Source organism: Pedobacter folensis, assembly GCF_056490665.1.
The window spans coordinates 549,561-573,398 of sequence record NZ_JBWJIF010000002.1 but is presented as its reverse complement, the minus strand read 5'-3'; the positions used below and the strand labels follow the sequence as shown (position 1 = coordinate 573,398).

At 38.5% G+C, this 23,838-nt stretch carries 17 protein-coding genes; 6 read left to right on the top strand and 11 right to left on the bottom strand.

The features are described from left to right. Nucleotides 1-11: 11 nt before the first annotated feature. Together AC04QZ_RS11080 and AC04QZ_RS11075 are read right to left on the bottom strand one after the other, a co-directional pair. Nucleotides 12-3,092 (bottom strand): SusC/RagA family TonB-linked outer membrane protein, encoded by a 3,081-nt coding sequence (locus tag AC04QZ_RS11080; protein WP_478357808.1) that lies wholly within the window; start codon nt 3,090-3,092, stop codon nt 12-14. 114 nt (nt 3,093-3,206) lie between these two features. Beyond that, nucleotides 3,207-4,403: an anhydro-N-acetylmuramic acid kinase gene (locus tag AC04QZ_RS11075; protein ID WP_478357807.1), complete on the bottom strand. Its 1,197-nt coding sequence runs from the start codon at nt 4,401-4,403 to the stop codon at nt 3,207-3,209. Between the two features lie 153 nt (nt 4,404-4,556). Between AC04QZ_RS11075 and nagB the strand changes: the two genes are divergently transcribed. From nagB to AC04QZ_RS11060, 3 genes are all read left to right on the top strand, one after another. Further along, entirely contained in the window at nt 4,557-6,482 is a 1,926-nt protein-coding gene (nagB, locus tag AC04QZ_RS11070) for a glucosamine-6-phosphate deaminase (RefSeq protein WP_478357806.1), read from the top strand. Nucleotides 6,483-6,718: 236 nt separating this feature from the next. Further along, a complete protein-coding gene (locus AC04QZ_RS11065; RefSeq protein WP_086548592.1) occupies nt 6,719-7,879 on the top strand; it encodes an acyltransferase family protein in 1,161 nt (386 codons plus the stop codon). A gap of 36 nt (nt 7,880-7,915) precedes the next feature. Next, the gene (locus AC04QZ_RS11060; protein WP_478357805.1) at nt 7,916-8,938 is read left to right on the top strand and encodes a LacI family DNA-binding transcriptional regulator; all 1,023 of its coding nucleotides are present in this window, start codon (nt 7,916-7,918) and stop codon (nt 8,936-8,938) included. Between the two features lie 6 nt (nt 8,939-8,944). Here the strand turns inward: AC04QZ_RS11060 and AC04QZ_RS11055 are convergent, their stop codons facing one another. After that, nucleotides 8,945-10,489 carry a glycoside hydrolase family 10-like protein gene (locus AC04QZ_RS11055; RefSeq protein WP_478357804.1) on the bottom strand — a complete coding sequence of 515 codons (1,545 nt, stop codon included), beginning with the start codon at nt 10,487-10,489 and terminating at the stop codon, nt 8,945-8,947. A gap of 206 nt (nt 10,490-10,695) precedes the next feature. On the opposite strand from AC04QZ_RS11055, the gene AC04QZ_RS11050 reads away from it, so the two are divergent. Next, the gene (locus tag AC04QZ_RS11050; RefSeq protein ID WP_086548589.1) at nt 10,696-11,598 is read left to right on the top strand and encodes a hypothetical protein; all 903 of its coding nucleotides are present in this window, start codon (nt 10,696-10,698) and stop codon (nt 11,596-11,598) included. Nucleotides 11,599-11,641: 43 nt separating this feature from the next. Here the strand turns inward: AC04QZ_RS11050 and AC04QZ_RS11045 are convergent, their stop codons facing one another. The 4 genes from AC04QZ_RS11045 to AC04QZ_RS11030 all read right to left on the bottom strand — a co-directional run bounded on the left by AC04QZ_RS11045 (nt 11,642) and on the right by AC04QZ_RS11030 (nt 17,489). Then, the gene (locus AC04QZ_RS11045) at nt 11,642-15,373 is read right to left on the bottom strand and encodes a sensor histidine kinase (RefSeq protein ID WP_478357803.1); all 3,732 of its coding nucleotides are present in this window, start codon (nt 15,371-15,373) and stop codon (nt 11,642-11,644) included. A gap of 91 nt (nt 15,374-15,464) precedes the next feature. Beyond that, nucleotides 15,465-16,346, bottom strand: coding sequence for an ACP S-malonyltransferase (gene fabD, locus AC04QZ_RS11040; RefSeq protein ID WP_086548587.1), 882 nt, complete (start codon nt 16,344-16,346; stop codon nt 15,465-15,467). A gap of 84 nt (nt 16,347-16,430) precedes the next feature. Continuing rightward, entirely contained in the window at nt 16,431-17,066 is a 636-nt protein-coding gene (folE, locus tag AC04QZ_RS11035) for a GTP cyclohydrolase I FolE (RefSeq protein WP_029274208.1), read from the bottom strand. Between the two features lie 12 nt (nt 17,067-17,078). After that, nucleotides 17,079-17,489, bottom strand: a complete 411-nt coding sequence (locus AC04QZ_RS11030) for a 6-pyruvoyl trahydropterin synthase family protein (RefSeq protein ID WP_029274209.1) — start codon at nt 17,487-17,489, stop codon at nt 17,079-17,081. 204 nt (nt 17,490-17,693) lie between these two features. On the opposite strand from AC04QZ_RS11030, the gene mqnB reads away from it, so the two are divergent. Then, on the top strand, nt 17,694-18,317 hold the full coding sequence (mqnB, locus tag AC04QZ_RS11025; protein ID WP_478357802.1) for a futalosine hydrolase: 624 nt from the start codon (nt 17,694-17,696) through the stop codon (nt 18,315-18,317). A 118-nt stretch (nt 18,318-18,435) separates the two neighbouring features. After that, nucleotides 18,436-19,284, top strand: coding sequence for a menaquinone biosynthesis family protein (locus AC04QZ_RS11020; protein WP_086548585.1), 849 nt, complete (start codon nt 18,436-18,438; stop codon nt 19,282-19,284). 110 nt (nt 19,285-19,394) lie between these two features. Here the strand turns inward: AC04QZ_RS11020 and AC04QZ_RS11015 are convergent, their stop codons facing one another. The 4 genes from AC04QZ_RS11015 to AC04QZ_RS11000 all read right to left on the bottom strand — a co-directional run bounded on the left by AC04QZ_RS11015 (nt 19,395) and on the right by AC04QZ_RS11000 (nt 23,806). Beyond that, nucleotides 19,395-20,090: a response regulator transcription factor gene (locus tag AC04QZ_RS11015; RefSeq protein WP_478357801.1), complete on the bottom strand. Its 696-nt coding sequence runs from the start codon at nt 20,088-20,090 to the stop codon at nt 19,395-19,397. A 299-nt stretch (nt 20,091-20,389) separates the two neighbouring features. Then, nucleotides 20,390-22,210, bottom strand: coding sequence for a sensor histidine kinase (locus AC04QZ_RS11010; RefSeq protein WP_478357800.1), 1,821 nt, complete (start codon nt 22,208-22,210; stop codon nt 20,390-20,392). Between the two features lie 210 nt (nt 22,211-22,420). After that, nucleotides 22,421-23,254, bottom strand: coding sequence for a hypothetical protein (locus AC04QZ_RS11005; protein WP_478357799.1), 834 nt, complete (start codon nt 23,252-23,254; stop codon nt 22,421-22,423). A 186-nt stretch (nt 23,255-23,440) separates the two neighbouring features. Beyond that, complete coding sequence (locus tag AC04QZ_RS11000; protein WP_057933226.1) at nt 23,441-23,806, bottom strand: DUF3127 domain-containing protein; 366 nt, start codon at nt 23,804-23,806, stop codon at nt 23,441-23,443. Nucleotides 23,807-23,838 lie beyond the last annotated feature (32 nt).

Genomic DNA, 23,838 nt, shown 5'->3' with positions numbered 1-23,838 from the left:
ACAGTTTTAAATTAGAATCTTGCTTGTAAACCCAAAGAGAAAGTACGTGGAATTGGTACTGAGCCGAAATCGATATTTCTCAAGATTGTCGATTGACCACCAGAGTTCAACTCAGGGTCGTAGCCTTTGTAATTATCCCACGAAATGAGGTTCCTTCCACTAAGATTAACGGTTAAGCTCTTAATAAATTTAACCTGACCAATGTTATAGCTCAAAGAAATCTCTCTCAATTTCACAAAAGATCCGTCGTCAATACGCCATTCTTCTACATTGTATGCACCAGCTACGTAACCCCTAGGTAATTGACCCATCTGCTCTGCTTCAGCAACTTTCCCGTTGCCTACACCTTGACGTGTTCTCCAATCCGCATTCCATACATCCCCCCCTTGAACAGCATCCAGCTGAATATGTAAGCTTAATTTTTTGTATGTAAAATCGTTAACAAAAGACCCCGTATAATCTGGGTTTGGATCGCCGATTACTTTACGTAAAACATTACCTGCAGCTTGACCTGCAGTTAAAGGAATACCAGCAGGGTTTGTTGCAATATCTCCGGTGGATGTCCGCTCAAAATATGTTCCATAAAAAACACCTACCGGATAACCGTCAGTGATGGAAACAGGTGCGCCAGCATTGGTTGAAATTAATCTCTGTGCACCTGAACCCACTATTTTATTTCTATTTCTGTTATAGATCAGGGTAGATGTCCAGCTAAAGTCTTCGGTTTTAACTGGCACACCGGTAAGCATTAACTCGATCCCTTTATTTTTTAAAGTACCGCTAATATTGTCTAACAGACTAGAAAAACCAGTTGTTGGCGCGATTACAACGGGTAATAATAAATCAGTTACATTTTTATTATAATAACTGAAAGTTAAACCTAAGCGATTGTTAAAAAATGACATATCTGTACCGATTTCAAGTTCTTTCTGGCGCTCTGGTTTTACACTTGTATTAGCCAATGTTGTTAAAGATGTTAAAGACGTTTTGCTGTTTAGCGCACTTGGCGAATAAACGTTGAAACGATCGTATGCGCCAATTCCTGTTAAATTTCCTGACTGGCCATAAGCAGCTCTCAATTTGAAAGCATTCCACCATGATGATACACCAAAATCTTTCCAATAATCGGCAGATGACAATACATAACTCACATTAGCTTTAGGATAAAACTGTGTTCTATTGTCTTCTCCAAATACAGTAGATTGATCTACTCTTATGGCGCCGGTTACAAACAAATGGTCTTTATATTTAAAATTTTGTTGTAAATAAGCCCCGCTAATGGAGAATTCTGAACGACTATCAACATTAGGCAAAGTAGTACTTGCTCCGTTTACCACCTGAACAAAAGGTGCTAACCCACGTCCGTTTAGCAAACTGTACAGGTCTTTTTGATATTGATAAGATCCGCCCAGTTGAGTAGTTGAACTTAACGATTCAGAAATCTTAGTATCATAGGTGAAGTTTAATTCATTATTAAATAGTGTTGTTGTAGCATTTGCGGCACTGGCATAACCGTTTAAAGATGGATCTAAAGTTGGTCCGCCACCATAAAAACCTGTACTTACATTATAAGCAAAAGGCGGAATAAATGTTGTTCCATTTTGAATTGAATTATCAACCCCCATGGTATAATCAATAGTTAAGTTTTTAACAGGAGTGAGCTTTAATCCTGCATTTGCAATAATGCGATTGGTAAACTGACGTTGTTTGATATCTTCAATTACCGATACTGGATTAACACGACCACGTTCTCCGATGGCTTTTAAATTGCCCAATGCATCTCTGGTAAACAAATCATGAAAATTACCAATAATCGTGACTGAATTCATGGGTGAGAAAAAAGAGTTCCCATCTGGTTTTTCGTTAGCATCACTATGGATATAATTGAATCCTGCAGTCATTTTTGCCCATTTATTAATGGTTTGATCCAGGTTTGCCCTGAAGTTCATCCTGGTGAAATCAGTGTTTTTTATGATTCCCTGGTTTGAAAAATAACCAGCAGAGGTATAGAATTTAGTATTGTCATTCCCCCCGGAAACTGAGACTGAATTATCTGTCCCGATACCTGTCCTGAAAATATAATCCTGGTAATTATACCTGGTTACCGGAGTGGTTGTGATTAAAGCAGGTGATAATACATCCTGAGTTTGCGCTGTTGGCCCATCCGTTGGTCCTCCAAATTTTGTTGGCGATTGATTGACATCAATTTGCTTGCGCAACTCACTAATCGTTAAACTTGTGCTAAAGCTCACTTGCGGCTCGCCGGTTTTACCTCTCTTGGTAAAAATCTGGATTACGCCTGCATTTGCCCTCGACCCGTAGATTGCTGCAGCGGCAGCACCATTTAAAACCTCAATATGATCAATATCAGAAGGGCTGATATCCACCATCCGGTTTTGTCCGATACTTCCAACAAAGTTTCCTCCATCATAATTGGCTGAGGTATTGGTTACCCTGGTTGTAGAATTGTTTACGATTACACCATCGATGATGTATAGTGGCTCAGAAGATGAGTTAACCGAGCTTACTCCTCTTAAACGAACAGATATCCCTCCTGCCGGATCACCGGAGTTTTGACTGATCTGTGCACCAGGTGTTTTACCCTGCAATGAGGCCAGGGCATTTCCACTGGGTGCTTTATTTAAATCATCGCCCTTCACTGTACTCACATAACTACCGAGCTGTTTACGGGTAGTTCCCTGAGACGTACCCGTAACGATAACTTCATCCAGCCCCACTGCATCGCCACTTAAAGCACTATTGGCCTGAACGGTGGTATTATCGCCAAGTGTTACAGACTCGATATTTGATTTAAAGCCGATGAAAGAAATCTGTATCTGGTATTTACCCGGCGCCAAATCAACCGAGAAACTATACGTCCCGGATGAACTTGTGCTTGTTACGAGATTGGTATTCATAATTTTTACAACAGCGCCAGGGACAGGGCTGTTATTTGAGGCATCGGTAACCTTACCACTTATGGTATACCGTTTGTTTTGTGCCTGTGCCATTCCTGTAAATAAGAGCAGCAGAAATGGGATCAACAAAATCGCGAAGAATCCTGGTGACCATTTTAGGTAACTTTTTTCCATAAAATTTGGTTTTGTTAGAAGATTAGTGTTAAAACAAATTTAACAAAATACCGCACAAACCAAATTTTTAACAGGTACAAACTGCTTTACAATTCGTAAAACGATCATATTTTATTAGGCTGGCAAACTAATTTTACCCATGCAAACCGAGGGTACACCTTGCCTGTTGCCAAAACTGATCGGTTTTCCACAAAGCGTTTCATTGGCTAACACAGCAAACAAAACAGCCTCTTTTGCATCGGGATTAATATTTAAATCATCAGTGGTTAGGAATTTACAAAAAGGCAACTTGCTTTGAAGAAGCTGCACCAGTAAAGGATTATGCATTCCGCCGCCACTCATAAAAACCTGTGCTTTAGCATCCTCACCAAAACAACGTTTAATTGCATTGGTAATGGTTTCTGCAGAAAAATGGCACAGGGTAGCCATCACATCATCCTTACTTAAATTTGTTGTTGAAGACTGTTCCTGTGCGCGGATTAAATATTCCAGGTTAAATAGCTCCGGCCCCGTGGTTTTAGGAAAATCTAAATCAAAGAAGCTGCAATTTAACAGCGCAGCCAATAGACTGGAATTAAATTCACCGGCCAAAGCGACAGCGGCATTTTTATCGTAAAATTGATTAAAGTGCTTTTGCATATACTGATCCATCAAGGTATTTCCGGGGCCAACATCCGTCGAAAAAATTTCACTGGCATCGGTACTTCCTGGCAAATAAGTGAAATTTGCTATACCACCTATATTTAACATCACCCGATCTTCACCAGTTTTCGAAAAGATCAAATAATCACCATACACAGCCAATGGCGCACCTTCGCCCCCGGCAGCCAAATGTTTTTGCCTAAAGTCAGAAAGCGTGATGATTCCAGTCCTTAATGCAATATGATCACCATCACCAATTTGCAAGGTACCATTGGGGTAATCGGCCAGTTGATGCAAGGATTTTGGCGCATGAAAAATCGTTTGGCCGTGGCTGGCAATAAAATCGATAGCTTCATTTTGATAACCCCATTCTTTTAGCGCTTCGTTTATGAGCTGCGCATGGGTATTTGCAATATGTTCGTTCATCAGGCATACCAACTGTAAGTCGACTTCTTTTTTAGAAAAAACGGCTTTTATTTTGGCCCTGAAATCATCGGAATAATCGCCGGTTTTAAATTCTAAAATTTGGATGTCCGTATCGGCGCCGCTTCCTTTAACCAAACAAAGCGCAATATCCAGCCCATCCATTGATGTGCCACTCATCAATCCTATAATTAAACGTTCCGATTTCGCTGCTTTCGAATACAACTTTTCAATCTGTGTGTTCATATTGGTTTTTTATCTGAAAAAGATCAAACGTTTGTCTGCCCCTTTAATCGAATTTTATATAAATACTTGCAATAAAAGTAAATAACCTTTGTTACAAATTGGGCATAACTCTCTATATTTACTGCTCCGTACATTAAAATCCATATAAAAAAAATGGCTAGATTAAATCTACTGGAGGAGACACGTTTCGAGAAATTACCGGTAAGCGTGTTCGAAAATCCAAAAATTGCTTCAATTAATGTAGCACACCGCATTGCCGAGCTCATTAAATCAAAACAAGCAAACAACACACCTGCAGTACTGGGCTTAGCAACAGGTGTTACTCCAATTGCAGTTTATGCCGAACTGGTTAGACTGCACAAAGAAGAGGGCTTGAGTTTTAAAAACGTAATTACTTTCAACCTGGATGAATATTATCCAATGGTGCCAACTGCGGCACAAAGTTATGTTACGTTTATGAACGAAAACCTTTTCAATCATATCGACATTGATAAGAAGAACGTTCACATCCCTGATGGCACGCTTGCACTGGAAGACATTCCTGCTTTCTGTCTGGAATACGAAAAAAAAATCGGCGATCTTGGTGGTCTTGATATCCAGATTTTGGGTATCGGCCGTACGGGTCACATCGGATTTAACGAGCCGGGCTCTGCACCAAATTCTGGTACGCGTTTAGTTACCTTAGATGATTTAACCCGTCGTGATGCTGCACGCGATTTCGGTGGAAAAACCTTCGTACCCACAAAAGCCATTACCATGGGTATTGGTACAATTTTCAAAGCAAGGGAAATTATATTAATGGCCTGGAGCCGTAAAAAAGCTTCGATTATCAAAAAAGCAGTTGAAGGCGAAATTTCAGGCGATGTTCCGGCAACATACCTTCAACTTTCTGATCATGTAGAATTCATTCTTGATGCACCTGCAGCTTCAGAACTAACCCGTTTTGATACACCATGGTTGGTTAAAGATTGCGTTTGGACCGATGCCTTGATCCGCAAAGCGGTGATCTGGTTGGCCAACACCTTGAAAAAACCGATCTTAAAATTAACGGAAGACGATTACAACAATAATGGTATGGCGCAACTGGCAACTGAAAAAGGACCAGTGTACAATATCAATATTCATATCTTTAATAAATTACAGCACACCATTACGGGCTGGCCAGGTGGCAAACCGAATGCTGATGATTCTCAACGTCCGGAAAGAGCAGAACCAGCGAAGAAGAGAGTCATTATTTTCTCTCCTCACCCTGATGATGATGTGATCTCGATGGGCGGTACTTTTCTCCGCCTGGTTGACCAGGGACATGATGTACATGTCGCTTACCAAACTTCAGGTAATACCGCAGTTTGGGATGACGATGCATTGCGTTTTGTGGAGTTCAATGTAGATTTCACAGAGAAAATGGGCATGGACAATACGCACTTAAAGGATCTTTATAACAAAATGAGAGCCTTTATCGAGCAGAAAAAACCAAACCAGATTGATACTCCAGAGATCCAAACAGTTAAAGGACTGATCAGAAAAGGTGAGGCTATTGCCGGCGCAAGATATTGCGGTCTTGAAGATGATCATATCCATTTCCAGGCACTTCCTTTCTACGAAAGTGGCAAGGTTCAGAAAAACCCGGTAACTGATGCGGATATCGAACTTACAATAGAATTATTACAAAAAGTTAAACCTCAACAGGTTTATGCAGCAGGCGATTTTGAAGATCCACACGGAACGCATATTGTTTGTTTCAATATTATTTTAGAAGCATTAAAGCGCTTACGTAAAACCGAAGCCTGGGCACAAGATTGCTGGTTGTGGATGTACCGTGGTGCATGGCACGAATTTGAAACGCATGAAATCGAAATGGCCGTTCCAATTTCGCCACAAGAGCTTGAGCGTAAAAAATATGCTATTTTCAAACACCAGAGCCAAAAAGATAGGGCAGTTTTCCCTGGTGATGATTCAAGGGAATTCTGGCAACGTGCCGAAGACCGTAACCGCGATACAGCAAAAGCTTATGATGAGCTTGGCCTTGCAGAATACGAAGCAATGGAAGCTTTTGTACGCTGGAAATTTGAAGATTAATTAAAAAAGAAAATAAATAGTAATCCTGCTTCGTTCATTCGAAGCAGGATTTTTTTTGCTACTTACTTCCGAAGTTTAGATGGCCAAAAGCGCTGCAAAACTTAGCAGTTTTGCTAAACATTTCCATAGGCTTCCGAAGTTAATCTGCCACTGCTGTCCACCCAAACTTCGGAAGTAATTTCTCATTCTAAAAACAATACTCTAAATTAGTTTGCTGAACCCCAAACAAACTAGCCATGACCGAACCTAAACAACGTTTACTATCTCTTGATTTTTTCAGGGGGTTAACCGTAGCCGCAATGATCTTAGTGAACAATCCGGGTAGCTGGGGGCATATTTACGCACCTTTAGAGCATGCGGAATGGAATGGATGTACACCCACCGATTTAATTTTCCCATTCTTCCTATGGATTGTTGGTGTATCTATTGCGTTTGCCATGAGCAGCAGCAAAACAGACCCAACCACCCATCAAAAAACAATCATAAAAGCCATTAAACGTGGCATTATACTTTATTTACTCGGGTTTTTCCTGGCCATTTTCGGGAAAATCATCAGCGCCATAATAGATGGCAGATCTATCTGGGAGGCTTTTCAAACGGTAAGGCTTTTGGGTGTTTTACAAAGAATCGGCATAGTTTTCATCATCAGCAGTATCATTTTCATCAAGGTATCTAACAAAACGATATTCAAAACATTAATTGTAATACTTGCTGTTTATTGGGCCTTAATGACCTTTATTCCGGTTCCTGGGGTGGGTTACCCAAACCTCGAAAAAGAAACCAACCTGGCCGCCTGGATCGACCGCGGAATTTTAACCGAAGCACATACCTGGGCATCATCTAAAACCTGGGATCCGGAGGGCATTCTGAGCACATTACCAGCAATAGGAACCTGCTTATTTGGCATTTTGGTTGGTGTTTGGATGCGCAGAAAAGATGTAGACAATCCAACTAAGGTGGCCTGGTTATTTACAACCGGCATAACCTCGGTAATTTTAGGTTTGCTTTGGGATTTACAATTCCCGATTAACAAAGCCCTGTGGACAAGCTCATATGTACTCTATGCAGGCGGATTGGCTTCTATAGGCTTGGCACTTTGTTACTGGATCATCGATGTTCAGGGTTATAAAAAATTCACCACTCCATTTGTTGTTTATGGTGTAAATGCCATAACCGTTTTTTTCTTAGCAGGATTAATGCCCCGGGTATTAAATCTCATCCAGATTACCAAACCCGATGGTACAAAAACAGGATTATTGGTTCGGTTTTACGAAACCTGCTATACTCCGTTTTTTAGTCCCATAAATGCCTCCTTGGTTTGGGCCATAACCTATGTGCTCGGTTTTTATGTATTGTTATATTTTATGTATAAAAAGAACATTATTATTAAGGTTTAGTAAATTTACGCTATAATTGATTGTCCCCCTCTGCAATTGAAAAAGAAAACCACCATATATGATATAGCAAAGGAGCTTGATATTACAGTATCAACTGTTTCAAGAGCGCTTAGCGGCTTTCCGGCGATAAGTGATACGACCAGAAAGGCTGTTGTCGAAATGGCTAAAAAATTAAATTATAGCCCGAATAAACTCGCATCTGCATTAAAATCTGGTAAAACCCATATCATTGGTGTAATTGTGCCCAGTGTACAGGCGCATTTTTTTGCATCTATCATCCATTGCATAGAAGATGGCCTGAAAGACAGCGGCTATCGCGTTATTATCTATCAATCCAACGAATCTGTAGAGAACGAAATAAATGGTGTAAAAACCTTGCTGGAGGCGCAGGTAGACGGCATTATGGCCTCCATGTCTTTAGAAACAGAGAATGTTTCGCACTTTGCCGAAATTATTAAACAAAATAAACCCCTTATACTATTCGATCGTGTAAACGTAGCATTAAAAGTCCCTACCATTACCCTTGATGATTTCAAGGCAGGTTATATCGCTACGAAACATTTAATCGATCAGGGTTATAAAAAAATTGCATTTGTAACCACCGTTCATCAGATTAAAATTTTTAACGATCGGCTAGAAGGATACAAAACAGCTTTAGCAGACCATCATCTTCCACTAATAGAAGAGCATATTATTTTCGGAGGTTTGTCAATTAAAGATGGCCGGTTTGGTGCGGGCAAGTTAATGCGCAGCAGAAACAAACCCGATGCTATTATTGCAGGTGATGATTTTACGGCACTGGGTGTAATCAAAAAACTTAAAGAGATTGATGAAACACCGCCTGAAGTTGGCGTAATTGGTTTCGCCAACGAGGCATTTTCCGCTTACATTACACCTAATCTGTCAACCATTGATCAGCATGCGCCACAAATGGGCAAAGAATGTGCTAAAATGTTTCTGAAAATGATTAATCAGGAGAGCCCATACGCCAATATGGAGCATATTGTGCTCGATCCAGCTGTTGTGGAAAGAGAATCGACCAATAAAAAGGATGAATAAAGCCTGTTACTCCTTCGCTAACGGAACTTCAATGCCAACAGGCCCGCTAGGCTCACTTTCATTTTTTAACCGGTCTAGCGCCGTTACCAGATAGCTATACCGCTTTCCACTTTCTACACTGGTATCAATAAATGAAAGATAATCTTCAAAGCTTATTTTAACAATATTCTTCGGGTCGAGGATCGAGATTTTCTCTCCTTCACTAAACCGGTAAATTACAAATCCCGAAGCCGTTTCTCCATCTTTTGCCTTTAACGGAAGTTGCCATTTTAAATGTACGCCATCTTTTAACGCATCAGCCGTTAAAGCCTGAGGCTCATTTGGCGGCACCTCATCCAGCCATGGCATTTGCGGCGGTAAAGCAGGGTATTTATAAAAATCGTTCCTTAGCGAGTCGCCAACGGCCTTAGCAACCGTACTTAACGATTTAGAACTAAAAAACACGCTACCCTGAATCCGGTTGTTATTTCTGATGTATCTAATCTGATTGGGTATTTCATTTAGGTTTTTCCATGCGGCTTCTGCCCTCGAATTAACCAGATAAGCACCCTGTCCGATATAAACATGCCTGCCAAAAGTATTATTGCTCCACCAATCAACTAAAATGCCATAAGGTGCTACTCTTCTGGTAAACGTAAAATAAATCTGAGGATTAATGTAATCTACCCAGCCTTCCCGCACCCATTTACGGCTATCGGCAAAAAGTTCTGCGTAATTGGATAAACCACTGGTAGCAGAACCTTCCGGATCTTCATACTTATTTTTCCAGATACCAAACGGGCTGATGCCAAATTTAACCCATTTTTTATAATGGTGAATACTATCATCTAACTGTTTGATCAGCAAATCGACGTTATTGCGCCTCCAATCTTTAATGTCAGAAATATTATTGGGGTATTTATAAAAAGTATTGCCATCGTTAATGGTCTGCCCTTCTACTTTATAAGGGTAAAAATAATCGTCGAAGTGAATACCATCAATATCATATCCCTTTACCACATCTAAAATTACCTGAACAATATATTCCCTTACATCTGGAATACCCGGATCAAACTGTTTTTTGCCACCATAGGTAAAAAACCAGTCAGGGTGTTTACGATAAGCATGGTTTTCACTCAAAACAGCCGTACTGCTCATACTGGCCCTGTAAGGATTAAACCAGGCGTGAAGTTCCATTCCCCTGAAATGGGCTTCTTTAATGGCAAAGGCCAAAGGATCGTAACCGGGGGCAGGTGCTAAACCTTGTTTACCCATTAACCATTGGCTCCAGGGCTCTCTTGATTTTGCGTAAAATGCATCAGCTGCCGGTCTAACCTGCAAAATAATTGCATTCATCCCCTGGCTTTTATGTCTTTCTAAAATACCAATCAGCTCCTGCTTTTGCTGATCAATGCTTAAACCTGGCTTCGATGGCCAGTCGATATTGGTAACAGTAGCCACCCAAACACCTCTAAACTCCCTTTTTGGTGCAATTTTTGATAAAGGTTGTGCATTTAATATATAAGGTACTACAGTTAAAGATAAAAGTGCGTATAGGAAGTTTTTAAGCATTATTTCTGTCTTATTTTTTATTCAGGTTGTGTGTTTGTGTTGATTTGAATACAAATGAACATTAGCAAGTAAACGATTTTTTTTAAAAACTCTTATAAGTTTATTAAAAATTTTAATTTGCGCCCTGCTAAAATTAATTGTGTACACCCATTTACCTATGGACAACAAAAGTATATTAATTTACAGAAGATACAGCGTTATTAAAAATGGAACCACAAAAGATTAATAAGGGTGATAGAAACAAAATTTACTTCCTGGTCATCGTTATTGCAGCTTTAATTGGCACAAATGCTTACTTGTTTTTTAAAGACCGACAGCAAAGTGAGCGATTTGTTACTGTTAGTGCAGAGAAGGATAAACTAAGGCTTGAGGTAGAAAAGATTGAGGTTGAGCTGGATAAGGTTAATGCTTTAAACCTCGATTTAAACGAGAAACTTGTTGAAGAACAGAAGCTTGCCCGTGTAAAAATCGAAGAACTTAAAACGGCTTTAGAGAAAAGCCAGATTACCCAGGGCGAACTCGACAAAGCCAATGCACAGATTAATGAGCTGAAAACATTTGTAAAAAACTACAATGATCAGATTATTCAGTTGCAGAAAGACAATATTTTTCTGAAAAATAGTCGTGATAGCTTACAGAACACCCTAAGAAACATCAGCAATAAGGCATCGAATTTAGAGAACGAAAACTCTAATCTAAATGCAAAAGTTAAAACGGCCGCAGCATTAAAACTTCAATCGGCCGAAATTATTGCTTTCAGAACCAAATCAAGCGGTAAAAAAGTCGAAGTAACTAAATCATCAACTGCAGAGAAGTTAAGCGTACGCTTTAATGTGGTGCCGAACCAGTTAGCAGAAAAAGGACATCACAACATTTATCTTCGGGTATTCGATCCGGCGGGGAATTTACTTGCCGACGAGGGAAACCATTTTGAGGCTGATGGGCAGGATATGCAGTTCAGCCATTCTATTTTTATAAACTACAATAACGATGACAGCACCTATGTTATCGACTGGGCAAATCCTAAGCCATTTATAAAGGGCATATATACCGTAATTTTATATGCTGACGGTAATACCATGGGTAAGGCTCAAGTGGAGCTGAGATAAACCCCACCACCTGATTAATTAAATCTCTACCTGTTATTTTAATTTAAGCTAAAGGAAAGTTCAAATAGAACGTTGTTCCTAAACCGCTTATCGAAGTAAATTTAACTGAACCGCCTGCGTTTTCTACAGCCTGCTTAACAAAGGCTAAGCCTAAACCCGTACCTGATGTTTTGGTCGTGAAGTTCGGCACAAATATTTTATCGTGCAGGGTCGGCGGAATACCTTTTCCATTATCTTTTATCTCTATATAGGCATTCTTTGCATCCACATAAACAATAATGGTAATACAGCATAAAGTTTCCTCATCTATAGCTTCTATTGCGTTTTTAAGTAAGTTATTAAACGTTCTTAGGAGCTGATCATGATCGGCCATGATTTCGATGTCCTTATCGCTTTTATTTAACACATCAATGGTTACATTTTCAGTGCTTTTAAATACCTCTCTTGCCTGGTCAATAATCGGAAGTAAAGAAAGACGCTCCAGGTTGGTATCGGGCATTTTGGCAAAATTAGAAAACTCAGAAGCGATTTTCGAAAGGCTATCAATCTGTTCTATAAAAGATTTGCTAAACTTATTAAACTTCAGTTCGAAGTTAGGATCTTTCTCTTTCCACGATTTCTCCAATAACTGAACACCTAATTTTAAAGGCGTTAGCGGATTCTTGATTTCGTGGGCAACCTGTTTCGCCATTTCGCGCCAGGCACTCTCCCGCTCCGATCTGGCCAGCTTAATTGCACTATCTTCCAGGGCTGCAATCATATGGTTATACTCCTTAATTAAAGAGCCAATCTCATCATGCCTGCGCCATATGATAGGCTCGTTCTTTTGCCCGATTTTCGTTTTACTAATGCTATCCTGAATAAAAGTTAAAGGATTGGTAATCTGATTGGCTAAAAATACAGCCAATACGCCAATAGCCACAAATACCAGTGCATATAGATTAATCAGGTTACTCACAAAAAGCGCCAGTTTATCGGTATATTCTTCTTCGGTAGAGTAATTTGGCAGGCCGATGTAGGCAATTGTTTTATTTTGAGCATTCCTAATCGGGGCATATGCAGCAGCATAGGTTAAATTGCCAATTTTCTCCTCAGCATTGATAAATTCTGACCGATGCAGGCCTTCTAAAGAAGCAAAGGCATATGGTCCCATTTTTTTACCGATAATTTTATAATTATAGAGTTTGGGATAGGTAGTCATGATCAGGTTGCCATTGAGATCATATAAATTTAAATCGGCATTATTGATATCTGCAAAGTTGTTAAAATCTGCAGCAGCACTTTCATCATTTGCAATAATGCCATTACTGAAAATCTGCTTTTCAAAATTCTGTTGAACCTTTCTTATTTTATCCTTTAATATAGCATCCTGCTGTCCACGGTACTCGTTGTTCATGTAATAATAAGTACCCCAACCTACAATAACCAGCGTGGCCACAACGGCCAATACTATAGAAACCTGGATTCTGGTTTTATACAAAATTTTATTGGCGTTAATCATCAACGACCTGTTAATACTAAACCAGCCGACCTTATCGTCATCAAGATTTTTGATTAACCATATTAAACCATACAGTAACAAGGAGAAGATGATAAATATCAGGAAGAAAAACGATAGCGCTGCCAAACGCTCTACATAATCAACCTTCTCTTTGCTGATCACCACCATTTTACTGTTAGTAGGCTTATAAATTAAATGGCTGTAATGAAGTTCATTGTCATTACTGGTGATAAAATCATCCTTTTTACCCTTAAATATGCTGCCATCTAAAGGATAGGTATAATTTCCAGATTGATTAAGCAATTTATTATTACTGTACAGGGCAATAGAATAACCCTTAAAATCTTCATCTTTGATCAATTTTTGATCGCCCAAAAGATCAGGTAGCCGATTGTTATAATTATATGGCTTGGACCGGAGTTCGATCACGAGTGTGCCTAATAAACTACCATTATTTACAACAGAAATGATTCCAAAATAATCCTGGTAACCAAACGTATTGTTAACCTGATAAAAAAAGTTAGATCCATCAATTTTGACCGAGCCAGCCTCGACCAGGTTTTTATATTTATCAATTGGTGGGGTATCAGAATTTTCTATCGCAGCACCCAATCTATCGTATGGATAGATCTGATAATCATACCGGTTTAAATAGCCATCTAAATAATCTTTAATGTGGTTTTTAAGTACGGCATAATTGCCCTTTCGATTTTGACTAAAATAGTTGGTCAGAAAATTATCTTTAACAATTTCATCACCCAAAGTACCTAAAGCAATAATGGCATTCGGATCTTCTGACGATTGTACTTTTCTGGCCAAAGGCTCGCGTAAACTTCTTTCTTTAATATCTTTATACTTGGTGTATTTAATGGAGGTATTAAAAGCCAGGCAGAAAAATACGATGGCAAACATGCCGATTGAAAAGTTCTTTTCCTTTAAATAAACAGCCCGCGCCACGATAAATAACACCAAGGCAAAAACGATAAAAAAGGCATTAAAATCTACCACTACTTTGTAGATAAACACACCTGCAAAACCAATTAAAAAAATTATAACCCGCTCTTTATTGCTTACATTTAACTGGCTGCTTACTGTTGCCGAAACGGCAGTGATCAGGTAAATCTGAAACCAGGCCAGACATAAAATCACAATGCCTACCCAGCTGGTTCCGCTGAGCTTAAGGATATTAACGATATCGAAATTAATTTTGGAGTTAAAAATCAATCCGAAGAAAATATCATCAGTATCCCAAACTATCCGACCAATCAGCACCATTAATCCGGCCTGAATAACCACTCCAATTATTTTGCTCCGCTTAATCCATCCCGGAAACTTATACTGTTCTTTATGGTTGTACATAAACAAGAGCAGCCAGGTTAATGCAATTACATTTAACAGAAAATCGCCCAGCGAAGGCATCAGGAAATTATCGGCATATATTCTCGGATCAAACAGATCTAAGGTAAACCTGTGGTTAAACCAACCATAATATAAATCGGTTAACCGAAAGGTTAAGAAGAAAAACAATAACAAAAAAGTACCCCATGCAATATGCCCACGTCTGGCAATAAACGAACTTAAAGAATTAAAAAACATGCAGATGCATAACATCCCGGCAACAAATAACCATAATTGTGTACCTGAATAATGGGTTTCTGCATAACCTGGTTTAACCTTAAGGCCAAATAAAAACTTATTGTCCAAACTTTTTATCACATATACATCCTTATCCGTAAAAGATGCAAACGTTAATATTTTGGTGGTTGATAAAATTGGATCGATATCATTTTTAAAATATTTTGTTTCTTTAAAAGGATATTGAGATTGAATGGTGATTAAGAAAATAAAGCTAAAATTTCCCTGGGTGCTTTTAATTACCTCGTACCAGCCGTTATAAAAAAACAAAACCGAGCTACCTTCCTTTATTGTAGCCGGATCTATTTCAGAAACTTTATTGGTACTCCAGAATTTAAGCTCGTTATTTTGATAGGTTAACAGGTTTATGCCGCTGTTTGTGCGGTAGGTTTTGATAAAATCTATTGCATGATTAGGATTGAGATGAAATTGTTTGGCTTTGGCAACCTGCTGTTTATCGGCCAGAAAACTTTGAACAGCTTTTTCTTTGATTAAAAGGTTGTGCTGAATTTCTTGTGCATCGTGCTCCAGAAGTTCGCTTTTGGTGGTAAAGCGGCTTAACGAAATAGAAGTTGCAATGAGGCAACAGCCCAAAACAAGCAATAGAAATCTTATTTTTACACCAAAGCTCATTTTCATCTACGGATAAAGATATTAAATATTGATAAAAAACAACGCCATAAACAGCTGAGTTTATGGCGTTGGCACTAATATTCTATTTTGAATAAAATTAAGCTATAGCAGCACTACTTGTTTGTACTTCGCGGCTTACCTTTTTAACCAATCCTTGTAACACATTACCTGGGCCAACTTCTACAAATTCAGTTGCACCATCGGCAAGCATATTCCCTACTGTTTGTGTCCAACGTACAGCACCGGTTAATTGTTTAATTAAATTGCCTTTAATTTCAGTTGGATCTGTATACGGCTTTGCATCAACGTTTTGATAAACCGGGCAAATTGGAGCAGAAATAGCAGTAGCTTCTATAGCTGCCTGTAATTCAATTTTTGCAGGCTCCATTAAAGGAGAGTGGAATGCACCACCTACATTTAATTTTAAAGCTCTTTTAGCACCTGCTTCTGTTAATTTAGCGCAAGCCAGGTCAATGCCTTCGATGCTGCCCGAAATGACCAATTGCCCAGGGCAGTTATAATTTGCGGGAACAACAACCGCATCAATTTCGGCACAGATTTTCTCCACTACATCATCGGCTAAGCCTAAAATAGCAGCCATGGTTGATGGTTGTGCTTCACAAGCTTTTTGCATGGCATTTGCACGCGCAATTACCAGTTTTAATCCATCTTCAAAGCTTAATGCATTTGCAGCCACTAAAGCCGAAAATTCGCCTAAAGAATGGCCTGCAACCATATCTGGTTTAAAATCATCGCCCAACACTTTAGCTAAAATAACCGAATGCAAAAAAATTGCCGGTTGGGTTACATTGGTTTGTTTAAGCTCTTCATCTGTTCCGCTGAACATAATATCGCTAATACGGAAACCAATAATCTCGTTGGCTTGTTCAAATAATGCTGCAGCTTTGGGGTTCTCGTAAAGATCTTTACCCATGCCTACAAACTGTGCTCCCTGTCCGGGAAAAATATATGCTTTCATACCCCTTAATCCCCTAAAGGGGAAATTAAATATTTAGTTAAATTATTATTGTTAAATCCATACCCCCCTCAAGGGGGATGGGGGTTAATCTAAACTTGCGGTAATTAACCTTAAAAACTCTGCTCTTGTTTTATCGTTACTTAAAAAAGTTCCTGTAAAGGCTGAGGTTGTAGTTACCGAGTTCTGTTTTTGCACACCACGCATTGACATGCATAAGTGCCTGCATTCCATCACCACCGCAACGCCCATGGGGTTAAGGGTATTCTGAATACAATCTCTGATTTCGTTCGTTAAGCGCTCCTGTACCTGTAAACGGCGGGCAAAAGCATCAACTACACGTGGAATTTTACTTAAACCCACAATGTGTCCGTTCGGAATATAGGCAATATGTGCTTTACCAAAGAATGGCAACATATGGTGTTCGCACATCGAATATACTTCAATATCCTTAACCACAACCATTTGGCTATAATCTTCTTCAAACATGGCACCCTTCAGGATTTCATCAGGTTTTAAATCGTAACCATGTGTTAAATATTGCAGCGCCTTAGCTACGCGCTCGGGTGTTTTTAATAAACCTTCTCGTTCTGGATTTTCACCCAACTGGCCAAGAATATCTTTATAATGTGTAGCTACAGCTTCAATTTTATCTTCGTTGTAACGGTCTATTTTCACATAACCGTCTCTCGATTCGCCTTTCAATACGTCTTTATCGCTCATTAATTCGGGTTTTTAACCAAAGTATTCAACAAAATTATTTTCGGTTTCGTATATTTTTACGCAATGTAAAACTGCGCCGCTCTCTGCAATCGGTGCCCATAATTGTTTCCAGATTTCTATGGCCAGATTTTCAGTTGAAGCCAACTTGCCTTTCATAAAATCTACATCAAGATTTAAGTTTTTATGATCAACCTTATCTACCACATAATCATTCATTACGTCTTTCAGCCATTTTAAATCAACAAGAAAACCTGTTTCCGGATTAACTTCGCCTTTAACTGTAACATATAACCAATAGTTATGGCCATGCCAGTTGGGGTTGGCACATTTACCATAAACTTCGTTGTTTTTATCATCATCCCAATCGGTACGGGCTAATTTGTGCGCCGCATTAAATGATGCTTTTCTCGTTATGTAAATCATTACTATAAAATAAAATGCAAATATACAGATAAAGGTTTAAGGTATGGAAAATGTATTAGGGATAATGGAAGATGTTATTAATTATCATTTCAAAAGCAAAATGCAAGTACTTCAATTTGCATCGAATTTTTATTCCATCATCCATATTACATCGGCCATACTACTTACACATCAGACTTCGCGCCATTTCATTAACTTTACCTTATGAAAACTTTAGTTGTTGCTGCTACAAAAGCCGAACTTGCCTTATTTTACCAGCATTTTAACTTGCAAGATGGAGATTTTGTAGAAAGTAAAAATTTCGATTTGCTGATTACAGGCGTTGGAATGGTGGCAACAGCCTTTGCCCTTGGCAAACATCTTTCATCTAAATACAACCTTGTGGTAAATTTCGGCATTGCCGGAAGCTTTGACCGGAACCTGGCCTTAGGTACGGTATTACATATTACGGAGGATACTTTTGCCGAATTGGGCGCCGAAAATGGAGACGAATTTTTAACCATAAGCGATTTAGGTTTTGGGGAGAACCACTATACCTCAAAAACACACCAAAGTATTAACCTGCCGATAGCAAAAGGCATCACTGTGAACTGTGTAACGGGAAGCGAAAAAAGCATTAAAAATCTAATTAAGAGGTTAAATCCAACGACCGAAAGCATGGAAGGTGCTGCTGTTTTTTATGCCTGCAAACAATTAAATGTAGATTGTTTACAAATCAGAAGTATCTCTAATTATGTAGAACCCCGAAATAAAGACAATTGGAAAATTGGTTTGGCCATTAAAAATTTAAACGACTGGGCCGTTGCTTTTGTTGGAGAAATGAACTGATTATGACTGATTAGTTTACCACAGTACTTAATTTTGATCTATGAAGCCGACACCGTTAAAATAATTATTTTAATTGTCAAAGGCTCCATCTAACAACTGAAGACAAAAAAATAAATAGATGAAACTTACACTTGGATTTTCTCCCTGCCCTAACGATACATTCATTTTCGACGCATTAATTCACCATAAAATTGATACGGAAGGATTAGAATTTGAGGTTTCTTATGATGATGTAGAAACTTTAAACCAAAAGGCGCTTAGGGGCGAATTAGACATCACCAAGTTAAGTTTCCATGCCTTTGCCTATGTTGCCAACCAGTATGCCTTATTGGATGCCGGGAGTGCCCTCGGATTCGGTGTGGGTCCGCTATTGATTAGCAAAAACCATTTTAACGGAGAAAAAGACACTGAACTGCAAACACCAAATTCCAAACTGAGGGTTGGCATACCAGGGAAATATACTACTGCAAATTTCTTGCTTGGAATTGCTTATCCCCACTTACAAAATAAGCAGGAACTTGTTTTTTCGGAAATTGAATCGGCTTTACTTAATGAGCAGATTGATTTAGGACTGATTATTCACGAAAACAGGTTCACTTACCAGGATAAAGGTTTAACCAAGATTGTTGATTTAGGCGATTATTGGGAAAAACTAACGGGCTGTGCTATTCCATTAGGCGGAATCGTAATCAACCGTAATCTAGACCGCGAGGTACAGTTAAAAGTAAACCGCCTGGTCCGACAGTCGGTAGAGTTTGCCTTTGCACACCCAAAATCGGGCATCGATTTTATCCGTCAGCATGCCCAGGCCATGGAAGAAAGTGTGATGTACAAACACATCGAATTATATGTAAATAAATACAGTATAAACCTCGGCGAAGAAGGCCGTAAAGCGGTTGATACTTTATTTAAACTGGCTCAGGAAAGGAATATCATCCCCGCTATTCAGGAGGATTTATATATCTAACGGTATTTCTTACCATGACGCGTCATGCTGAATTTATTTCAGCATCTTTCCTTTAATACCTTAAATTGGATCCTGAAACAAGTTCAGGATGACGAGCACTTTAATTGAATTTAACTCACCAATAGTTTATAGCCTTTTCCGTGCACGTTAATAATTTCAACTGCCGGATCAGCCCTAAGGTATTTACGCAACTTACTCAAAAACACATCCATACTCCGTCCGTTAAAGTAATTATCATCATGCCAGATGCTTAACAGTGCTTCTTCACGGGTTAAAACGGTATTCTTTTTCAAGCACAATAAACGCAACAACTCAGCTTCTTTGGTAGAAAGTTTTTGCTGGTGATCATTATCGGTAATAATCTGGGTAGTATAATCAAAATGATATTGACCGATAGAAAACTGCGTTTCGGCAGCCTCATCATTGTTATCTGTTTTATTGGCCACACGTTTAAACATGGCATTAATGCGCAATAAGAGCTCTTCTATACGAAAAGGTTTGGTAATATAGTCATCACCCCCTAAATCATAGGCAGCAGATTTATCTTCCAGCATGGTTTTAGCCGTTGCAAAAATAATGGGCACCTGCGTGTTTACCTTTCTGATGTCTTTCCCCAGGGTAAAACCATCTTTTTTAGGCATCATCACATCTAAAATACACAAATCGAAATTCTGCTTATTAAACGTTCTTAATCCATCCTCACCATCGGTGCATAATACTACATCAAATTTGCCTTTTAGCTGCAAATAGTCTTGTAACAATAAACCTAAATTGGGGTCGTCTTCTACCAGAAGTATTTTTTTCATTAGTATATAATTTATTTTCAATTGTGATGAAGCGATCAGATTTTTCACCAATGCAGCTGTTTTAACGGTGCTTAAGAAGGCTTGAGCCGGTTATTCATCTGCTTGTGATTTGAAAAATCATGATGGTTTCATTTCTCGTTTTTATTCAAATATGTGGGATTACCCACGCTGAAGGTTTGATTCTGAATATGCGTAACGGTTTAATTTATACTGTAGATTAAATTAATACTGTACTTATTAACCAAATTACACCTGTTCTATTTTAATGCATCGATAAAGCAAGCTTTTGTACCAACTGTTTATAAAGGTAAAGATATTTCGAACGTGGTTCCTCTATCTTTTTCGCTACTTACCTTAACTGTTCCGTTCAATTTTTTAATAATATCCTGAACATAATTTAAACCGAGACCAAAGCCTTTAACATCATGTAAATTACCCGTTGGCACCCTATAAAACTGATCAAAAATTCGTTTAGCATGCTCTTTGGTCAATCCAATGCCTTTATCTGCTATTTCGATAATTAAATTTTTGCCGGTATTGCGGGTAGTAATGGTAATCTCCGGAGTACCGCTACTGTATTTATTGGCATTATCAATAAGGTTATAAATTACATTCGACAGGTGTAGCTCGTCGCCATAAATAACGGCATGCTCTGCGTCGGTATGTACATTGATAATGGCATTTCTTTTCTGTAGCTGCAATTCCATGCTATCCAGCACAATCACGATCAAATCGTTCACATCTACTTCGGTGTTTTCCATTTTAAGTTCACCTTTTTCTAAACGGGCAATGCTTAAAACACGTTCGATATGACTACCCAGACGAACATTTTCATCATAAATAATCCCTGCCAAACGTTTTAACCGGGCTTTATCCTCTGTCACCTCCGGATCTTTCAAAGCTTCACTGGCAATCATAATGGTCGCTACCGGGGTTTTAAACTCGTGCGTCATGTTATTGATGAAATCTGTTTTCATTTCCGACAGTTTCTTCTGCTTTAATATAGCATACAGCGTATAAGAGAAAATGAAAACAAGTACCAGTAACAGACCTATTGATGAGGCGAGTGTTGCACTGAGGTTAGAAATAATTGCCGAATTTTTATCCGGGAAACTGACCAAAAGCATTCCGGGATCGCGAAAGATATCGTTTCCAAATAAAGGCGTTTTATAGGTGTTTTCGGGTAAAAACTCACCTTTAACATTAGCAGCCGCCATAAAAATGGTCGAATCTTTTCTGGCTAATGAAATCCGATAAGCAGGTTCCAGTGAAATATTATTGGCCAGGAGTTCTTGTTTTAATAAACGGCCTAAGGAGCTAAAATTAATGCGTTTATAAATTGGCACATTGGTTTCCTGCAATTCTTTAGATACATCCTCAACCACACTCGATCGGGTATACGAAAAAGTATCCTTACCCAGTGCTGCAATTTTAAGTTCCAGTTTTTTCCGCTCAATTTCATCTTCACGTTTAAATTTTTTCTCTAAATCGTCAGAAATCTTTGGAACGCTCACTGTAAGTGGCTTGGCATTTCCAGGATCGTAAACCAAATACCTTAACGTATCTGGCAAGCTTTGTAAACTTTTAAATTCGAATGCTTTTGGTGGCGCAGCAAAAGGTTTTGTGCGCATGCTATAACCTTTTAAAATAAGGCTTTTAACATCAATGAAAGCATCCATCTGCAAATCCAGCTTATCGCCGTTTTTCGAAGTCAGCGAAGTATATTCCATTTCAGAAATCACATTCGGCGCCCGATAAGATACACGGATAATACTATCTTGCTGGTTTAAGTAATTCTCAATCTGATTTTCTCTTTCCGCCTGCCTTAGTTCTGTCTCTTGTACATATTGCTGGCGCAAATCTTTAATATCTAAGGCACGTTGCCTGGAGTCTTGTAGTTGCTTCAGCTTATTTTCAGCATCTTTCCGGTTTAAGTGATCGGCAACATTTCTACGTTGTATTTTATTGACTACCGATGTTAGCGTTTGATTGACCTGTTCATCAAAAAGCTGAGATTTTAGTTTATACGATTCCCTGATGTAATACAGCTGCATTACAAAAACACCAAGCAAAGCTACCGTCATTAAAACAGTAATTAACCAAAAACTCTTTTTCTTCATTAAAGCATAGTATTCATATAGGTTGACAAAATGCTTTGAAAGGCATTTTTATATTAGTCAGTTATCAAAATTACCAATTACAGCGCTTGGACAATTGTTTTTAACATATTTTAACATGCTTATTGTATTGTAAATGAAGCTATAAGAACTAGCCTGATGAGTGTATATTATTATATTTCTTAGATCTTAAGGATATTATTTCTTCTATTCTTAGTATCCCGATACTAATAAGTTTCGTGATGCTTTTATCCCGCATTTTTGAAATCTATTGTAAGCCAACGCTGCTTTTGTTCTAACAGATTCATTATTACCACCTACAACATAACTACTTAGCGCATCGTGTAACGTATATGCCTCCGGACACATTAAACCTGTTGTCCAAATCACAGGAATTGCTTTTGTACTTTGTAAATACCTTGCAAAATACTTTTTACTGATGCAGGCCAAAATAATTGCATCCCGTTTTTTCCCATCGATACTTGTGAAAGTATCTGTTAAGCTAAAATCCATTAAACCGTCGTGTCCAATATAGGCCAACATTTTCGCATTACCATTTATACCAATAACGGTTTGGTTTACTTTAATTACCTCTTTAGTTTTTCCTGCGCAACTATTTAGGAAGTCGATCGTTGTTTGTTTAATATATCTACCATCATACGCATCTGCAACTAGATAATAGTTTTTCCTGGCATGCTTAAAAAGTAAACGTTCCATTCGTATTGCATCTATTTTTTGGCTTTTAATAAATTTCCATTCTTTACTTTTTTTAAAATAAGTACGTATGCCATTTGCACAGCCCCAGTACAAATTACTGTTTGGGTCTTGTCCATTGCCAATAGCTGCTGCTACTGGTACAATACCTTGATATTTGTTATCGCACAAAGCCACGAAGATGTGAATGGTTTTAGTTAATGTATCAAATTTCGATGTGTTTTTAGTTTTATCTGCTAAAATCGATGTGTTCTTGATTTGTCCATCACAACTCATGTTAAACAACATCAAACAAAGAAATAAGCCCTTAAAAATTAAATTGTTATTTTTCATTATTTAAGATATTAGGTTAAAAATCTCCTTGCTCAATATTCACAACGATTTAAACTATTAAAATCGGTTAATCCCTGGTCAAAACACTTCGCTTAAGATAACGTTTCCAAATCAGTGTTCAAAAAAAATGCCGAGGCTAAAGCCTCGGCATGGTTCAAAATTGTTTGCTTAAAAAAGATTCTTTATTTAGAAAGGCAAATCATCATCTTCACCTGGTGCATTGCTTACATCAACCGGAGCTGCATAAGCTGGCGTAGCTGCCGGAGCACCTGCTGCCACTGCATTTATACGCCAAATAACCAAACTGTTAAAATATGATGTTTTACCTGCTTTATCTGTCCAGGGGCGACCACGTAAATTAAAGAAAACCTCAACCTCATCGCCTGCTTTAAATGTATCTAATAATGCAGTTTTATCTTGTAAAGCCTCAAAACGGATATATTCTGGGTATGTTGGATTTTCTGCGTATTCTACTATTAAATCACGTTTTTTAAACGTTTCACTTACTTGTTGTGTGGCACCTACTTCGTGTACTTTTCCTTTAATTTCCATATCTAATACTACTTAATGTACTATAAACATCA